The sequence below is a fragment of the Rhodococcus maanshanensis NBRC 100610 genome, from assembly GCF_001894865.1.
Lineage (GTDB): Bacteria > Actinomycetota > Actinomycetes > Mycobacteriales > Mycobacteriaceae > Rhodococcus_G > Rhodococcus_G maanshanensis.
In genome coordinates, this window is record NZ_BCXA01000044.1 from 43,134 (window position 1) to 59,643 (window position 16,510).

General features: G+C 69.8%; 19 protein-coding genes and 1 riboswitch. Of the genes, 13 read left to right on the plus strand and 6 right to left on the minus strand.

What is annotated here, in order from left to right:
* Positions 1-42: 42 nt before the first annotated feature.
* Together thiD and thiC are read right to left on the minus strand one after the other, a co-directional pair.
* Positions 43-882: a bifunctional hydroxymethylpyrimidine kinase/phosphomethylpyrimidine kinase gene (gene thiD / locus RM1_RS20265; RefSeq protein ID WP_072753503.1), complete on the minus strand. Its 840-nt coding sequence runs from the start codon at positions 880-882 to the stop codon at positions 43-45.
* A gap of 10 nt (positions 883-892) precedes the next feature.
* A complete protein-coding gene (gene thiC, locus RM1_RS20270) occupies positions 893-2,584 on the minus strand; it encodes a phosphomethylpyrimidine synthase ThiC (RefSeq protein ID WP_072753524.1) in 1,692 nt (563 codons plus the stop codon).
* Positions 2,575-2,682, minus strand: a riboswitch (TPP riboswitch). Its footprint overlaps the gene before it by 10 nt.
* A gap of 155 nt (positions 2,683-2,837) precedes the next feature.
* On the opposite strand from thiC, the gene RM1_RS20275 reads away from it, so the two are divergent.
* The 3 genes from RM1_RS20275 to RM1_RS20285 all read left to right on the plus strand — a co-directional run bounded on the left by RM1_RS20275 (position 2,838) and on the right by RM1_RS20285 (position 4,522).
* Complete coding sequence (locus RM1_RS20275; RefSeq protein WP_027501283.1) at positions 2,838-3,170, plus strand: GNAT family N-acetyltransferase; 333 nt, start codon at positions 2,838-2,840, stop codon at positions 3,168-3,170.
* A 151-nt stretch (positions 3,171-3,321) separates the two neighbouring features.
* Positions 3,322-3,666 (plus strand): GNAT family N-acetyltransferase, encoded by a 345-nt coding sequence (locus tag RM1_RS20280; protein ID WP_072753504.1) that lies wholly within the window; start codon positions 3,322-3,324, stop codon positions 3,664-3,666.
* A 196-nt stretch (positions 3,667-3,862) separates the two neighbouring features.
* A complete protein-coding gene (locus RM1_RS20285; protein ID WP_072753505.1) occupies positions 3,863-4,522 on the plus strand; it encodes a DUF8020 domain-containing protein in 660 nt (219 codons plus the stop codon).
* A gap of 19 nt (positions 4,523-4,541) precedes the next feature.
* On the opposite strand, the gene RM1_RS20290 is transcribed toward RM1_RS20285, so the two are convergent.
* A complete protein-coding gene (locus tag RM1_RS20290) occupies positions 4,542-5,711 on the minus strand; it encodes a methyltransferase (RefSeq protein WP_072753506.1) in 1,170 nt (389 codons plus the stop codon).
* 192 nt (positions 5,712-5,903) lie between these two features.
* Here RM1_RS20290 and RM1_RS20295 point away from each other — a divergent pair, with 192 nt between their 5' ends.
* Positions 5,904-6,578, plus strand: coding sequence for a hypothetical protein (locus RM1_RS20295; protein WP_245816507.1), 675 nt, complete (start codon positions 5,904-5,906; stop codon positions 6,576-6,578).
* Here RM1_RS20295 and RM1_RS20300 read toward each other — a convergent pair.
* The 3 genes from RM1_RS20300 to RM1_RS20310 all read right to left on the minus strand — a co-directional run bounded on the left by RM1_RS20300 (position 6,575) and on the right by RM1_RS20310 (position 9,011).
* Positions 6,575-7,390 carry an exodeoxyribonuclease III gene (locus tag RM1_RS20300; RefSeq protein WP_072753508.1) on the minus strand — a complete coding sequence of 272 codons (816 nt, stop codon included), beginning with the start codon at positions 7,388-7,390 and terminating at the stop codon, positions 6,575-6,577. The two genes, RM1_RS20295 and RM1_RS20300, sit on opposite strands and share 4 nt — an antisense overlap.
* A gap of 78 nt (positions 7,391-7,468) precedes the next feature.
* On the minus strand, positions 7,469-8,428 hold the full coding sequence (locus RM1_RS20305; RefSeq protein ID WP_072753509.1) for an N-acetylglutamate synthase, CG3035 family: 960 nt from the start codon (positions 8,426-8,428) through the stop codon (positions 7,469-7,471).
* On the minus strand, positions 8,421-9,011 hold the full coding sequence (locus tag RM1_RS20310) for a peptide deformylase (RefSeq protein ID WP_072753510.1): 591 nt from the start codon (positions 9,009-9,011) through the stop codon (positions 8,421-8,423). The genes RM1_RS20305 and RM1_RS20310 overlap by 8 nt, the downstream gene beginning before the upstream one ends.
* 215 nt (positions 9,012-9,226) lie before the next feature.
* On the opposite strand from RM1_RS20310, the gene napA reads away from it, so the two are divergent.
* From napA to RM1_RS20355, 9 genes are all read left to right on the plus strand, one after another.
* Positions 9,227-9,553, plus strand: a complete 327-nt coding sequence (gene napA, locus RM1_RS20315) for a nucleoid-associated protein NapA (RefSeq protein WP_027501275.1) — start codon at positions 9,227-9,229, stop codon at positions 9,551-9,553.
* A 38-nt stretch (positions 9,554-9,591) separates the two neighbouring features.
* Positions 9,592-10,179 (plus strand): LytR C-terminal domain-containing protein, encoded by a 588-nt coding sequence (locus RM1_RS20320; protein ID WP_072753511.1) that lies wholly within the window; start codon positions 9,592-9,594, stop codon positions 10,177-10,179.
* 80 nt (positions 10,180-10,259) lie between these two features.
* Positions 10,260-10,976 (plus strand): superoxide dismutase[Cu-Zn], encoded by a 717-nt coding sequence (gene sodC, locus RM1_RS20325; RefSeq protein WP_072753512.1) that lies wholly within the window; start codon positions 10,260-10,262, stop codon positions 10,974-10,976.
* A gap of 110 nt (positions 10,977-11,086) precedes the next feature.
* A complete protein-coding gene (locus RM1_RS20330) occupies positions 11,087-12,211 on the plus strand; it encodes a glutamate--cysteine ligase (protein WP_072753513.1) in 1,125 nt (374 codons plus the stop codon).
* A gap of 92 nt (positions 12,212-12,303) precedes the next feature.
* Positions 12,304-13,575 (plus strand): phosphatase PAP2 family protein, encoded by a 1,272-nt coding sequence (locus tag RM1_RS20335; RefSeq protein WP_072753525.1) that lies wholly within the window; start codon positions 12,304-12,306, stop codon positions 13,573-13,575.
* Between the two features lie 183 nt (positions 13,576-13,758).
* The gene (locus tag RM1_RS20340) at positions 13,759-14,925 is read left to right on the plus strand and encodes a hypothetical protein (protein WP_143069494.1); all 1,167 of its coding nucleotides are present in this window, start codon (positions 13,759-13,761) and stop codon (positions 14,923-14,925) included.
* A gap of 100 nt (positions 14,926-15,025) precedes the next feature.
* Positions 15,026-15,244, plus strand: coding sequence for a DUF2510 domain-containing protein (locus RM1_RS20345; protein ID WP_072753515.1), 219 nt, complete (start codon positions 15,026-15,028; stop codon positions 15,242-15,244).
* A 262-nt stretch (positions 15,245-15,506) separates the two neighbouring features.
* Positions 15,507-15,764, plus strand: coding sequence for a hypothetical protein (locus RM1_RS20350; protein ID WP_143069493.1), 258 nt, complete (start codon positions 15,507-15,509; stop codon positions 15,762-15,764).
* Between the two features lie 25 nt (positions 15,765-15,789).
* Positions 15,790-16,323, plus strand: coding sequence for a hypothetical protein (locus RM1_RS20355; RefSeq protein WP_072753517.1), 534 nt, complete (start codon positions 15,790-15,792; stop codon positions 16,321-16,323).
* Positions 16,324-16,510: the final 187 nt, after the last annotated feature.

Sequence of the window (16,510 nt, forward strand, 5' to 3'; positions counted from 1 at the left end):
CGCGTCGCCCCCGACTCGGCAGGGGCGACGCGCACAGACATGTCAGTGCAGGCGCCAGAGCGGGGAGACCGGACCGTGGCCCGCGCCCAGGTCGTACGACGCGGCCAGGCAGCGCGTCACCCAGTCCTTGCCGAACGCGACGGCCTCGGGCATCGGGTACCCGTTCGCCAGCGCGCACGCGATCGCCGCGGCCAGGGTGTCCCCGCCGCCGTGATCGTTCCCGGTGTCGATCCGCGGGCTGGTGAACTCGTGGAAGTCCTGGCCGTCGAAGAGCAGGTCGGTGGAGGCCGTCGAGGTGCGCAGGTGTCCGCCCTTGACCAGCGACCACTGCGCCCCTAGCCCGTGCAGCGCCTCGGCGGCCCTGCGGGCGGAGGCGTCGTCCACCACGTCGATCCCGGTGATGAGCCGGACCTCGTCGAGGTTCGGCGTCACCAGCGAGGCGATCGGGATCAGGGTGTGCCGGACCGCGTCGAGCGCCTCGGCGTGCAGCAGGGGGTCGCCGTGCATGGAGGCGCACACCGGGTCGACGACCAGCGGCACCGCGTGCCCACGCCCGATATCCACCTCACCGCAGACCTCCGCGACGGCCTCGATGATCGCGGTCGACGCGAGCATCCCGGTCTTGGCCGCCCCGACCCCGATGTCGCCGACCACCGACCGCACCTGGTCGGCGACGATCTGCGGCGGGATCTCGTGGAAGCCGCTGACCCCGACCGAGTTCTGCACCGTCACGGCGGCGACGGCGACACAGGCGTGCACGCCCAACATGGCCATCGTGCGGGAATCGGCCTGGATGCCCGCACCGCCACCGGAGTCGGTTCCGGCGATGGTGAGGACGCGGATCGGGGTCTGTCCGTCCGGGGTCAGCGGCAGCAACTTCACGCGTGAGAGCCTATCGACCGGCCGGAACGACGGGCAGGTAGACCTGGCTGCCCCTGTCGGTGAACTCGGCGGATTTCTCGGCCATGCCCGCCTCGATCATCCGGTCGACATCCTCCTGCGTCTGCAGCCCATTGCGCTCGGCGAACTCGCGCACGTCCGCGGAGATCCGCATGGAGCAGAACTTCGGCCCGCACATCGAGCAGAAGTGCGCGGTCTTCGCCGGCTCCGCGGGCAGGGTCTCGTCGTGGTACTCGCGGGCGGTGTCCGGGTCGAGCGAGAGCGCGAACTGGTCGCGCCAGCGGAACTCGAAGCGCGCCCTCGACAGCGCATCGTCGCGCTCCTGCGCCCGCGGGTGCTGCTTGGCGAGATCGGCGGCGTGCGCGGCGATCTTGTAGGTGATGACGCCGACCTTCACGTCGTCCCGGTTGGGGAGGCCCAGGTGTTCCTTCGGTGTCACGTAGCAGAGCATCGCGGTACCCGCCTGCGCGATCATGGCCGCACCGATCGCCGAGGTGATGTGGTCGTAGGCGGGCGCGATGTCGGTGGCGAGCGGTCCGAGGGTGTAGAACGGTGCCTCCTCGCACAGTTCCTCCTCGAGCCGGACGTTCTCCACGATCTTGTGCATCGGAACGTGGCCGGGTCCCTCGATCATCACCTGCACGCCATGGGATTTCGCGATCTTGGTCAGTTCGCCGAGGGTACGCAGCTCGGCGAACTGGGCCTCGTCGTTGGCGTCCGCGATGGACCCGGGCCGCAGCCCGTCGCCGAGTGAGAACGTCACGTCGTACTCACGCAGGATCTCGCAGAGTTCCTCGAAGTGTGTGTACAGGAACGACTCTCGGTGGTGGGCGAGGCACCAGGCCGCCATGATCGAGCCGCCGCGGGAGACGATCCCGGTGACCCTCTTGGCGGTCAGCGGCACGTACCGCAGCAGCACCCCGGCGTGCACGGTCATGTAGTCGACGCCCTGCTCGCACTGCTCGATCACGGTGTCGCGGTATATCTCCCACGTCAGCGCGGTCGGGTCGCCGCCCACCTTCTCCAGTGCCTGGTAGATCGGCACGGTGCCCACCGGCACCGGCGAGTTGCGCAGGATCCACTCGCGGGTCTGGTGGATGTCCTTGCCGGTGGACAGGTCCATGATGTTGTCCGCGCCCCACCTCGTGGCCCAGACCATCTTCTCGACCTCCTCGGCGATGGAGGAGGTGACCGCGGAGTTCCCGATGTTCGCGTTGATCTTCACCAGGAACCGCTTGCCGATGATCATCGGCTCGGACTCGGGATGCTTGTGGTTCGCGGGGATCACGGCCCGCCCGGCGGCCACCTCCTCGCGCACGATCTCGGCTGAAACACCCTCGCGGGCAGCGCAATAACGCATCTCCGCGGTGATGATCCCGGCCCGCGCCCAGGCCAGCTGGGTGCGCGCGAGGTTGGGCCCGCCGCTGCGGCTGGTGCCGCCGAGATCGACGGGATCGGGCTTGACCCAGGCGTCGCGGGTCTTCGCGAGGCCGGCCTCGAGGTCGATGGTCGCCTGCGTGTCGGTGTACGGGCCGGAGGTGTCGTACAGGTCGAGATGTTCGCCGTTGGTCAGGTGGACCCGGCGGACCGGGACGGACAGGCCGTCGACGGTCAGGTACTGCTTGGTGCTGCCCTCGATGGGGCCGGTGGTGACGGTGGTTCCGGAAACAGAGGTGTCCCTCATGGTGCTCTCCCTACGCCGGCATTACCCGGTCAGGTTCAACGGTCGACGGCCCTAGCCGTCCTCTCAGCCCGCTGGTGCGAGCCCCCGTGGGTTGTGTAGTTGTCGGGCACGACCATAGGGCACTTCTCGCGGGCGGGCGAGCGCGGCCGGGTGCGTGGAGATTTCTTGGCACAAATCGGGACGCCGGGGCAACCCCCTGCCTATAGTGGCGGAAATCACATTGTGATTACGGATCGGGCAAGGAGATGGGCACATGATCACGGAATCGCCGACGGCAGAGGTGACGAACAACGCAGGTCAGAACCGGTTCGAGCTGAGGCTCAACGGGGACCTCGTCGGCATTCTCGGTTATTACGACTTGGACACGCGGAGCGCGAGGAGGTCCTCGGCCGCGACCCCGGTCGTCTCGTTCATGCACACCGTGATCGTCGAGGACTTCGGTCACCGGGGGCTCGCCGCGGTGATGGTGCGCCGGGCTCTCGACGCGGCGCGCGGCTACGGCTGGAAGGTCCGGCCGGTCTGCACGTATCTGCAGCGATTCGTCGCCGACAACCCCGAGTACCGGGACCTGATGGTCTCCGTGTGAGAACTTCGGGTGCCGATTCGGCCACGATTAGATGGTGACTGGGCAACAAATCGCACCATCGGCCCCAAATCGGGCGACCGCGCCGGGGCGGGACTGCTTCCATGGTGAGGTGTCTCACATTTTCAAGCGACCTCCCGTCCCGGCAGCGGTAGTGACTGCGCCCGCCCCTGTCTTCGCGAACCCGGCGCTGGCGCGCGTCGTGGACAACCCCTCGCATGCCCGCTTCGACCTCTGGGTCGGCGACGAGCTGATCGGCATCCTCGGCTATCGCGGCGAGGGGGAGTCGACCGAGTTCACGGGTGGCCGCGGGGAGGTGGTCGCGCTCATGCACACGGTCGTCAAGGAGGAGTACGGCGGTCGCGGCTGGGCCGCGGTACTGGTCGGTGACGTGCTGGCGCTGTCGAGGGAACGCGGCTGGCGGCTGCGGCCGGTCTGCACGTATGTGCAGCGCTACCTGGGCACTCATCCCGAGGAACTGGACCTGATCGCCGACTGAAACTCCGGTCCCTTCGCCGAATTCGTCGAGTCCGACACGGAGTGCGGCAACTGCCCCTATGCTTCCCCTGACCCGTCGCGGTCGGGGCTGGAATATAGGGATCCGAAACAGGTTTCGGCTTCCCCGGTCCCGGGCGGTGGCGGGCGTCATGTCATCGCTTCGCGTATCGACGCGCCGTGTAGCTGGGGGAAGAAGAATGACGATCGTTGCTGCCGCGCGCGAGGGCGCCCAGGGCGGGTCCGCTCGGGTGGCCGGGATCTCGGCGGATGTCAGGGCGGGGACGGCCTCGCTGGCCGTCGCCCTCGGCGTCGCGGGATTCGCGCTCGCCTCGGTTGCCGTCGCGCCGCCCGCGCAGGCGGGCCCGATCCGGGAGTTCGCGAAGTTCATCGCCACCCAGGTCGAGGCGAGCACCGCGCAGATCAAGCTCGACTCCGGTCGCTTCGTCCGGGACGCCCAGACGAACGCCATCGCCGCGGTCAACGAGGCGGGCCGCGTCCTGGAGAACCTCCCGCTGCGCCTCGAGGTCAACGGCGCGGTCCAGGGCATCACCTACTCGATCTCCGAGAGCGGCAAGGTCGTGTCGGCGGTCGTCGACACCGCCATCGACGCCGGGGGCGTGGTGGCCGCGGAGGTCGTCAACCAGGCCGGTGCCCTCGCGGAGGAGTGCGTGAAGTCCGGGGTGAAGCCAGCCATCGCGGGTGCGCTGTCCGGCGCCGTGACCGCGGCGTCCGCCGCGGGCGTGGCCGCGGGCCCGGCCGGGCTGGTCGGCGGGGTGGCCGCGGGAGCCGCCTCGGGCGCGGTGACCGGATTCGCGGGTGGCTGCGCGGACGGCCTGGTCAGGCAGCTGGTCCGCTAGGTGTTCGCCGGTCCGCGCGTCAGTGCGCGCGGACCGCGAGTCGCCAGAGCGAGACGACCTCCGCCGCGCGGACCGCGGCCAGTGGGTCGTGTCCGCGCGCGCCGCGCCGTTCGGGGCCCGCGCCGCTCGCGCGCGGGTGCCTCGGCCGGGTGTCGGTGCGGCCGAGCACGGTCAGGCCCGCCCGCTCGAACTGGTCCGTCAGCTGAGCTCTCGTGCGCAGGCCGAGGCGCTCGGCCAGGTCGGAGAGCACCAGCCAGCCCTCGCCGCCGGGGTTGAGATGATCCGGCAGGCCCCGGACGAACTCGGTGAGCATGTGCCCCTTGCGGTCGAAGACACCCAGCTCGATCGATGACGTCGGGGCGGCGGGCACCCACGGCGGGTTGCACACCACCAGGTCGGCCGTGCCTGCCGGGTACACGTCGGTGCGGACCACCTCGACCCGGTCGGCGACCCCGAGTCGCCGCAGGTTGTCGGTCGCGCACGCCACCGCGCGCGGTTCGATGTCCGTGGCCACCACCCGTCCGACGCCCCGCCGTGCCAACACGGCGGCGAGCACGCCGGTCCCGGTGCCGAGATCGAATGCCGTTCCGGCGGTGGGTAACTGCGCCTCCGCAACCAGGTCGACGTACTCGTTCCTGGTGGGGGCGAACACGCCGTAGTGCGGGTGGATCCGCGCGCCGAGGGAGGGGACCATCACGCCGCGCCGCCGCCACTCGTGCGCGCCGACCGCGCCGAGCAGTTCCTGCAGGGAGGTCACGCTCGGCTCGGTTGCCTCGCCGTACGCCTCCCGGCACGCGTCCCTGATGTCGGGTGCGCGTCGGAGGTCGATGCCGAAGTCCGGGCCGAGCTCGATCAGGACCATGCTCAGGATGCGGGTGCGGTGTGCCCTTGCCTGCCGATGCCGGTGGAAGGTGACGGCGAGGTCCGGATCGGGCTTGACCAGCTGCCGGTCGAGCCGACGCTTGAGCGCGTCGAGCAGTTGCCTGGCACCGAGGAAGTCGCCGCGCCAGAGCATCGCGGTGCCCTCGGAGGCGAGCCGCATCGCGTCGTCGGCGCGGAGTTCGTCGCCGAAGGTCTCGACCCTCTTCGGCGGCTTGACGCTGCTGTTGGTCCGCCACGGCGCCGTGTGGCGTTCGCCGGCCTCGATCCATTCGACCTCGGTGGCGGGCCGATCGCGCGGGGTCTCCACGGGCGGACTCCTAGCGATGGGGGCGGCGCGACGCCTGCGAAGCACGCCCGGACCGGGCGGACACGGTGGATGAATCGTAGACCGGGCGGACGAGCGCCCCGAAATTGGAGAGCACTGCTCTTGTTTTCTCGGCCACGATGGTGAACACTGCTCGTAAGAGAGAGCGCTGCTCTCGTTCCGGAGGAGGTAAACATGGTCGACACAGCACAGCGGGTGGGCACCGACCGCGCACGGGCCGCGGCCGCGGCGTCGTTCGGGGCGGCAGGGGTGCTGTTCCTGCTCTACCCTGCGGTCCGGCCCTACTCGGACTACCTGAACCAGGCCACCATGGAGGGCGCCCGGGCCTATGCGTCCGGCGCGTGGGTCGCGGCGCACTTCTTCGGGATGATCGGGTTCCTGCTGCTCGGCCTCGCCGTGCAGGCACTACGGGAGATCCTCCGCGGCACCGACGGGAATCGCGCAGGCATCGCCGCGACGGTATTGACCTGGGTCGGGGTCGGCCTGACCCTGCCCTACTACGGCGCCGAGGACTTCGGGTTGCACGCGATCGGCGGACGCGCGGTCGCGGAGGGGACGCCGGAGCTGCTGGACCTGGTCGACGGCGTGCGCGGCGGGGGCACCCAGATGACCATGTTCGCGACGGGGCTGCTGCTGGTCGCCGCGGGCACGGTCGCCGCAGCGGTGGGGATCTGGCGGTCCGGAGTGCTGGCCCGATGGAGCGGGGTCCCGCTCGCGGTTGGGTTCGCCCTGTTCATCCCGCAGTTCTTCGGCAGCCCGTGGATGCGGGTCGCGCACGGGTTGCTCGTCGCGGCGGGCGCGCTGTGGCTGGCCGCCGAACTGCTGCGCGCTCGCCGCGTCTCCGGCTAGTCCAGCTCGACCACGACCGGGGCGTGGTCGCTGGCGCCCTTGCCCTTGCGCTCCTCGCGGTCGATGGACGCGCCGGAGACCCGGGCGGCCAGGGCGGGGGAGCCGAGGGCGAAATCGATCCGCATGCCCTGGCGCTTCGGGAACCGGAGCTGCGTGTAGTCCCAGTACGTGTAGACGCCGGGGCCGGGGGTGAACGGGCGGGCGACGTCGACGAAGCCGGCGTCCTGGAAGGCATTGAAGGCGTCGCGTTCCGGCTGCGACGTGTGCGTCTTGCCCTCGAAAAGTGCAGGGTCCCAGACGTCCTCGTCGGTCGGCGCGACGTTCCAGTCGCCGACCAGCGCGATCTGGGCGCCCGGATCCTGGGCCAACCACTTGGCGGCGTCGTCGCGCAGGGTGGCCAGCCAGTCCAGCTTGTACTCGTAGTGCGGGTCGCTGAGCTCGCGCCCGTTCGGGACGTACAGGCTCCATACCCGGACCCCGCCGCAGGTGGCGCCGATGGCCCTGGCCTCGACGACCGGGGTCGCGATGTCCAGGCTGTCCGCCGCGGGCTTGGCGAAGCCCGGCTGTCCCTCGAAACCGACCTGCACGTCCTCGAGCCCGACGCGGGAGACGATCGCGACGCCGTTCCACTGGCTCAGGCCGATGTGGGCCACCTCGTAGCCGAGCTCGGTGAACCGTTCCGTCGGGAACTGGTCGTCACGGCACTTGGTCTCCTGGATCGCCAGCACGTCGGTGTCGGTCCGCACCAGCCAGTCCACGACCCGATCGGTGCGGGCCCGGACCGAGTTCACATTCCACGTCGCCAATCGCATTCGAGGCAGCCTAGTGCGACCACGACGGCGACCCCCGGTCGGTCCGGAGGGCGCCGTCGTCGGTGGACACTCGTGCGGCTACCAGGCGGTGCCGGGCGCCGCCGCGTAGCGGTACCGGTGGTGGTCGAGCATCCCCATCGTGCGGTACAGGGCGATTGCCGCCTCGTTGTCGGCCACCACCTGGATGTACGCGTGCGTCGCGCCCCGGTCCCGGCCCCAGCGGATCATCTCCGCGCAGATCAGCATCCCGAGCCCGCGCCTGCGGTGGGCCGGCGCCACCTCAACCGCGCTCAGGCCGGCCCAGCGTCGCCCGTCGGGTGCCTCCGTCACGGCCGCGCGCGCGATGGCGAGCAGTTCGGTGCTCGGGCTGCCGAGCCTGCCGAAGCCGAGCTCGCCGTCGCGGACGGCGCCGAGCACGTCGGGCGCGCAGTCCGGTAGCCGTTTCCCGTTGTTGTCGTACAGCGGCAGCCACTGATCGTCGGGTTCGCCGGACACGGTGACGAGCGAATCACCTTCGGGCAGGGTGAGGTTCGCGATCTCGGCGGCCATCACCAGCACCTCGTCCGAGGTCTCCCAGTCGGTGGGGGCGTTGCCGAGGCCATCCGGCAGAAGCAGTCGCAGCGGCTGATCGCGGTCGGCGTACCACTTCTGCAGGCGCTCGAGGGTGTCGCCGCTGTAGAGGTCACCGATCCGGTCGGCCTTGCCGAGGGGAGTGGCGGAGTTGGCGCGGCCGGTGAAGCCGCCGCCGGAGCGGGCCAGCCAGCCGTTGATCCAGCTCTGCTCGAGGCCGGGCCAGCCGTCGGCGGCCGCCAGCTCGAGCGCGCGGATCTCCCGGCTCAGGATCGGCCGGGCCCCGATCGACTTGAGTGCGACGACCTTGTCGGGGACGACCTGGACCACTCGTCCGTCCGGGGCGCGGACCACGACGGCGGGTGTGAGCGACACCAACTCCCCGATGATGTCGGTCAGGGGCTGTGGGTAGCCGGGCGGCAATTTGTATCGAAGCACCACCCGGCTACCGAGCACGATGTCAGTCATCGTGGCCGAACGGATCCTCGACCGTGCCGGGAACCCAACTCTTGCCCGGGACGCCCCAACCGGCGCGCTTGATGGTCTTCTTCGCGGCCCTGGCGTTGCGGCCGATCAGCACGTCGACGTAGAGGAACCCGTCGAGGTGGCCGACCTCGTGCTGGAGCATCCGGGCGAAGAATCCGGTGCCCTCGATCTCCACAGGCGAACCGTCGGCCTCGGTGCCGGTCACCTTCGCCCAGTCGGCGCGCCCGGTCGGGAACTGCTCGCCGGGAACGGAGAGGCAGCCCTCCTCGTCGTCGTCGGGGTCCGGCATCGTCTCCGGGATCTCCGAGGTCTCGAGCACCGGGTTGACCACGGCGCCGCGACGACGGATCGAGTTCCCGTCGCCGTCGACGTCGGGGCAGTCGTAGACGAACAGGCGCAGCGGGACACCGACCTGATTCGCCGCCAGACCGACGCCGTTCGCGACGTCCATCGTCTCGTACATGTCAGCGATCAGCTCGGCGATTTCCGCCGGCGATTCGGTGACGGGCCGCGTGGGCTCGTGGAGCACCGGATCGCCCACGATCCGGATCGGAAGTATTGCCATTCGAGCAAGGATAGTGGGGCGCCCCTGCGCGACGCGCCAGCACCGCAACCAGGCCGCGCCCGTGCGGATCATGGTTGAATAATCCTCGGGAAGAACAGATATGTAATTCGTTGCCCGGTAATCGTGAAGCCAGCCGGGTCGTCGGGGAACTTTGGTTTCGATGCATCACGCGAGAGCAGTGGCGTTGGGCGAGAGCTCGAAGTTGAGGGAGTGAGATGGACGGGGCAGCGGCGCGTAACCGGAATTCCGAGCAGACCGACCCGCAAGACGCGAATGCGATCGGCGAGGACGGACTGACCCGCCGCGACCACGACATCCTGTCCTTCGAGCGCCAGTGGTGGAAGTACGCGGGCGCCAAGGAAGAGGCCATCAAGGAACTCTTCGACATGTCCGCCACCCGCTATTACCAGGTGCTGAACGCGCTGGTCGACCGCCCAGAGGCCCTCGCAGCCGACCCGATGTTGGTCAAGCGGCTGCGCCGGTTGCGGGCGAGTAGACAGAAGGCACGCGCCGCACGTCGCCTCGGATTCGACATCACCTAGGTGTCGGCGGACGTGGCGCGGGCTCTAAGGTCATTCGAGTGAGCACTCCTGAGCAGCCACCGAGCGGACCGCCGCTGCGTGCGTTCGCGATGGTCCTGATTGCGCTCGCGATCGCCTTCGCAGGCATCGGCGCCATGGCGCTCTCCGGGAACGATTCCGAGTCCGAGCAGCAGCCCGAGACCACCTCGAGCGTGGCGCGGATAGCCGGGGGCACAGGGGCCGCCTCGGTCACCTCCGCCCGGCCGCCTGCCGCGGCCACCTCGGCCCGGCCGTCCGCCGCGATCACCCCGACCACCACCACCACCGCCGCCGCCGCCGCCACGACGACCGCGCCGGTCCTGGACAAGTCCGCGGTGTCGGTCCGGGTGCTCAACAACAGCACGGTCAGCGGCCTGGCCGCGCAGACGGCCAAGACCATCGAGTCGGACGGCTGGACGGTCGGCGAGACCGGCAACTACGCCGACGGTTCCGTCAGCTCGACCACCGTGTACTACTCGGCCTCGTCGCCTGCGGAGAAGGCGGCCGCGACGGAGATCGCCGCGACGCTCGGAGTGTCCGCCGAGCCCCGTTTCCCGGGCATCGTGAGCGCGTCGCCCGGCGTCATCGTGATCGTCACCGCGCCCTAGGTGCGCGCACCTGCGAACGACCGATCCGCGCGCCTGTCTATGATCAGTTCACTTCCAGCCCATCTAGAAGGAGCGGTTTGATGGCCCTGCTTACCCGACGCGACTCGCACACTCCAGTACGCGTGTCCTGGCGCGTCGTCGCCCCGATGGTCGCGATCGCGGCCGTTGGCCTCACCGCGTGCTCCAACGGCCAGGAGCCGAGCGACGTCCCCGGCACCACCCCTCCGGTGTGGACGGGAGCGTCCGCGCCGGGCCACGGCTCGGCGGAGGGCGGCCACGGATCGGCGGCCGAGGAAGGTGCGATCGACGTCGAGCTCAAGGACGCGAAGGGCGCCGAGGTCGGCACCGTTCGGTTCACCGAGGGTGACGGCTTCGTCCAGGTCTCGGTCGAGGCCGAGCACCTCACTCCCGGCTTCCACGGCCTGCACATCCACGAGGTCGCCAAGTGTGAGGCGAACTCGGTGGCGCCGTCCGGCGGTGCGCCCGGCGACTTCCTTTCCGCCGGTGGGCATTTCCAGGCGGAGGGTCACACCGGACATCCCGCGAGCGGCGACCTGACCTCGCTGCAGGTGCGCGAGGACGGCACCGCGGAGTTGGTCACCACCACCGACTCCGTCACCCTCGAGGACCTGCGCAACCACGGCAAGGGCACCGCGATCGTCGTGCATGCGAACGCGGACAACTTCGCCAACATCCCGAACCGGTACACCCTCCCGGAGAACGCTCCGGTGCCGGACCAGACCACGCTGGCCACCGGTGACGCGGGCGGCCGCGTCGCCTGTGCCGTCATCGAGTAGGCACCGAACGCCTCGACGACCCCTCACCGCAACGGTGGGGGGTCGTTGTGCTGTGCCGGGGCCGGTCCCGGTGCGGGCGGTGGTCCGATCGCTGTGGTTGGATTCGCAGTGTGGGAGTCCACTTCGCCGGTTCGCCCCGGCCGACAATCGGCGTCGAGTGGGAGATCGCCCTGGTCGACAAGGCCACCCGCGATCTCTCGAACACCGCGGGACTGATCTTCGACGCGGCGCACTCCCTCGCGGGCGGTGAGTCGCCCCGCCTGCACAAGGAATTGCTCCGCAACACCGTCGAACTGGTCACCGGGATCTGCGACACCGTCGGCGAGGCGATCGACGACCTGAGCGAGACCCTGCACCTGGTGCGCCGGGTCGCCGACCCGATCGGCGTCGACCTGTTCTGCGCGGGCACCCATCCGTTCGCCGAGTGGTCCACCCAGCAGCTGACCCGCAGCCCGCACTACGACGAGATGATCGAGCGCACCCAGTGGTGGGGACGCCAGATGCTGATCTGGGGCGTGCACGTGCACGTCGGGATCTCCTCGGCCGATCGGGTCTTCCCGATCCTCAACGCGCTGCTCGTGAAGTACCCTCACCTGCTTGCGCTTTCGGCCTCGTCGCCGATGTGGACAGGCGTGGACACCGGATACGCCAGCAACCGGGCGCTGATGTTTCAGCAACTGCCGACGGCCGGCCTGCCGTTCCAGTTCGAAACCTGGTCGCAGTTCGAGGGATTCGCCCACGACCAGCTCAAGACCGGCGTCATCGACAAGCTCGGTGGGCTGCACTGGGACATCCGGCCCGCACCGCAGTGGGGGACGATCGAGGTGCGCGTCTGCGACGGCATCTCCACCAGGACCGAGCTGGGCGCGATCGTCGCCCTCATCCACTGCCTGGTGGTGTACTTCGACCGCAGGCTCGATGCGGGCGAGGAGCTGCCGGGCATGCCCCCGTGGCACGTGCAGGAGAACAAGTGGCGGGCCGCGCGGTACGGGCTCGACGCGGAGATCATCCTCGACGCCGACAGCAACGAGCGGCTCGTCACCGACGACCTCGACGATCTGCTGGAACAGCTGATGCCGGTGGCGAGATCGCTCGGCTGCGCCGACGAACTGGCGCGGGTGGCCGACATCCCGCGGCGCGGCGCGTCCTACCTCCGTCAGCGTCAGGTGGCCGCGACCTCCGGTGGTGACCTGACGCTCGTCGTCGATTCCCTGGTGAACGAGCTCGACACGTAAGGCCGCGTTCACGGTCCGTTTACTATGGACCGGTGCTGATCAACGACTCGCCGGTCTCCGGGACCGGTCGCCTCTCGTTGCGGTCGCACCCCATCCTCATCTCGGCCGGCATCGTCCTGGTCGCGGGCCTGATCGTCCTGCAACTGGTCGCGATGCGAAACGGCTTCGAGGGCCCGCTGCACAGCCTGGCCAAGGATTTCCTCGGCACCCCCAAGTCGATGTCGCTGCCGTGGGCGGGATTCGCGCTCGCGCTGGTCGGGCTCACGAACCCGCAGCGGATCCGCGCGCTGGCCGCCGCGGTCGCCCTCGACCTGCTGTTCGCGGTGGGCCGGTTGCTGTTCGGTGGGCCTTTCGCCATCGGGAACGGCCCCACCCTCGTGCTGACCGGGATCGGGCTCTACGCGGCGGTGGCATGGACCGGCGAACAGCGGCGTAGCGCGCTGCGCGGCGTCGGGCTCGGCGCGCTGTTGATCCTGGCCACCAAGGTCGGCGACGTCTGGCTGCAGATCACGGTGCTGACCCGCCCGCTGGTGCTCGACGAATACGTGCAGCTCGCGGACCGGGCGCTGGGCAACCCGTCCTGGGTGATGGGCGGCGTGGTCGATGCGCTCGGCAGCGTCGGCTACGGGGTGCTGCACTGGGTGTACATCGAGCTGCCGGTCGCGGCGATCGTCGTCGCCCTGTATCAGCTCCGCAACGGCTGGCCGTCGCACTACCTGGTGCGCACCTTCCTGCTCATCGGGTTGATCGGTCCGCTGTTCTACGTGCTCTTCCCGGTCGTGGGCCCGGACTTCGCGTTCGGCACCGCGGGCGAGGGCTCGCAGCTCGGCAACTACTGGCCCGCCGTGGTGCCCAATGTCGTCGACCCGGCGGCGATCCCGTTCGACACCCCGGCGCCGCGCAACTGCATGCCCAGCCTGCACACCGCATGGGCGCTGGCGATCTTCATCCACTCCAGGGGCGGCCCGCGGTGGCTGCGCTGGGGTGGCACCTTCTGGCTGGTGTGCACGCTGATGGCGACCCTCGGGTTCGGCTACCACTACGGCGTCGACCTGGTCGCGGGCGTGGTGCTGTGCCTGACCCTCGAGTCCGCGCTGCGGGACCCGGAGCGGGGCTGGGGGTGGTTCCGCGTGCGGCTCGTGGTCGGCGGGGCGGTCGCGTTCGCCGCGCTGCTGGCCGGCTACCGGTACCTGGCGGTCGAGATCGCCGAGTACCCACTGTTCTTCGGTCCGCTGATCCTCGGCATCATGGGCGCGGTGGTGGTCGCGTTCCATGCGAGCTTCTTCGCGGCGCCCGGGTCGGCGCTCGGTCGGTGGGGCGGACGGGTCGAGGACGACCCGGTTCCGGTGCGCGCCGCGGCCTAGCGGACGAAGCCGCTCGGTGGGTCCGAACCGCGCCGCTGGCGGGGTACGGCTGCACGCCTCGGGGTCGGTCCGCTACGGTGACCTCGATTCGACGGACTGAGTGAGGAATTCGGCGGGCCGCAACCACAGGCGTCCCTTCCGGTAACCCGCGAGCCACTGTCGACGGGAAACGGTGGAGGACGCGTGCGGGAGTCAGTGGGAGTGACGCTCGGCAAGGAGGGCGTGCGGGCGGTCCTCATCGATACCGACGTGCCCGGCCTCGGGCCGGTGGACAGCCGATTCGAGGATCGAGCCGGAGACGATGTCGGGCAGGCGGTATGGGCCACCGAACAGATGGTGGACCGGGCCAGGCGCATCGGACTGAACCCGACGGCGGTCGGGATCGTCGCCGCAGACCCGGCAGCGGCCGACGCGATCAAGGCGAAGCTGGGCAGCGACGGCGTGCCGGCGGTCACGGTGGTCGGTGCGGCCGAGGCCCGGCTGGCCTTCCTGCGCTCGATACCCGAGTTGGCAGGCGCCCGTACCGCTCTCGTCCTGGCCGAGTGGCCCGGTGAGGTCCTCGCCCACGCGGTCGACCTGCGGTCCGGTGCGGCGCAGGCAGGCGGCCAGCGGGTGACCGCGGGGACGTTCTCCGAGGTGTCCTTCACCACGGCGCTGCTGGAGGACATGCGGTCGGGTGTGCCGCGCGGCCGAGTCGCCGTCGTCGTGCTCGGGATCCGGCCATCCGAGACGAGCGTTATCCGTTCCGCGGCCGGCGCGCTCGGCCTTGCCGCCGTGGTTCCGTATGCCGGCCGGTGGCATCTGGCGACCGGCGCCGCGATCAGTGCTGCGGAGAGCCAGGCCTCCGTGCCTGCCGCGTTCGCGGCGGCGGCGCCGGGGGAGGCGAAGGCACTGCCTAAGGGGCGGCTGCTGGCAGGAGCGGCCGCGGTCGTCGCCGTTCTGGTCGCCGGACTCGCGGCCGTGCTGGTGGCGCCCGCGCCGACGTCGACGCAGGGACCGGTCGAGTCGACCACACCCGAGCGCAGCGACGTCTCCGAGTTGAACTCTCCCGCCCTCCCCGGCGACCCGTGCGCGCGGGCCGGCGTGCCAAGACCCACCACCGAGCCGGCGTCCTGGCGTGCGGGTGGGCTCAGCTATTCGGTGCGGTTGGTCAGCGACCCCGACCCCTCGCAGCCCGATCCGGCGGACCTGCCTGCGCCCCACAAGCCGCGGGCGTCCGGTACGCCGGGAGTGTCCGGTGCCCCGGGTGCCCCGGGTGCCCCGGGAACGTCGGGTGCGCCCGGCGCCCCTGGTGCGCCGGGAACTTCGGGTGCGCCGGGAACCTCGTCTGCCGATCCGTGTGGCCGCTGACCCGGGCTTGAACTACGCCGCGAGTCAACCGTTTTCGTATGTCGGGTCTGAAGCTCACTCGGATGACCGGATTGTCGGGTTCGTCTGATATCTCTTGTGTATGAATGCTCCCGGGTGGTACCCGAACCCTGACGGTTCCGGCTCGCAGCTGTACTGGGATGGGCAGGACTGGCAGCAGGTCGCATCCGTCGAAGCACCCAAGAAGCGGAAGGGCAGCGTCTGGAATGTCGTCGGAGTCCTGATCGCGGCCGTAGTCGGCATGATGCTTGCCAACGCAATCCTCGGCGGCGAAGGCATCGGGCAGTTCATCGGGCAGTGACCGAGCCGTGGGTCAGTGGGCTCAGCGGTCGCTCTGTGGCTGCGGTCCGGCGCATGTCGCTTGCGGATGGTGGCCCGGACATCTACCGCGAGCTGGTCGTTTTCGTGGTGGTTGGAACGAAAACAGTCCGAGAACGACTAGCTCGCGCAACCATGCATCGGTGATGAGTCGACGAGTTTCGGTGTGTCTGGCGTTGGCCACTGTGTTGGCAGGGTGCGGGTATATCCACGGACCCGCGCCGGTCCGGGAGCCTGCGGAGGTCGTGGGCGCGGCGACGTGCCGGATGCCGACGGACCTTGATGGGATAGCGACGACACCGCCGGATCTCGTGGCGATGCAGCCGCGACCGGGCACCGTTCCCGATGACTTCGAACCGGTGGCGGCCATCACCTGCGACCCGACCGCGGACCGAACCGTCAACGCCGATCTGACGGCCAGTTTTGCCGAGTATCGCTGGGAGGGAGGCTTTTCCGAGGCGATCGCGAAGATGAACGCGCCGTCCGAGGGAAGCCGCCCTTGACCAGGACACCTGTGGGATCGCCAGCATGGTGGCCATCCCGGATCTGTGGCTGATCGACGCCACCGGTCGGGCGATCCGGCCGTCGTATCCGGTCGATGAATGCAAGTTTCAGCGCATCGGCGGATTGAGGGCGGTCGAGGCGCTCGAGAATGTCGGACGAGTCGATCATCGCGTCCAGCTGTGGCCCGATGGGGTAGAGCAGCTGATGGGGTGCGGCACGGCTCCCGCCCTGCCTGTGGTCGGTGCGAGTGTTCTGGTCCCCGGTGACTACTCGGTGCGGAGTTCTGTGTGTCGGTACCGATTCGACGCCACCGGTGTTGCGTTCGCCGGGGCGGAGAGCCTGTTGGACAGTCTCGACCCGTACTTCGAGGGGCTCGATCCTGCTCCGCCGTGCGCCTCGACGGCGAGCGCTGCGGCGGGAACTAGCCTGTTCCCCTTGGGTTCCGAGTCCTCCGTGCCGGTTCCCGTCCTGATCGAGTTCGACGGATGCCGCCGGGTCCTCATCGACGGCGTCGTCCCGGTCGTGGCGTCGCCCGTGTTACTCGCACTTGTCGCGTGAATGCATGAGGAGCGTCGCGAGCTAGTTGTTTTGATGGTGCCCAAGCCGAAAACCACGCAAGAACGACTAGTTCGCGGATAGGTTCCGCAGATGGGTCGCACGCCGAAACCTCCTGCGGGACCGATCCGTCGCGCCACGCTGCTGCAGACCATGACGTCGTGGCAGATCGCGCGCGACTACACACCGG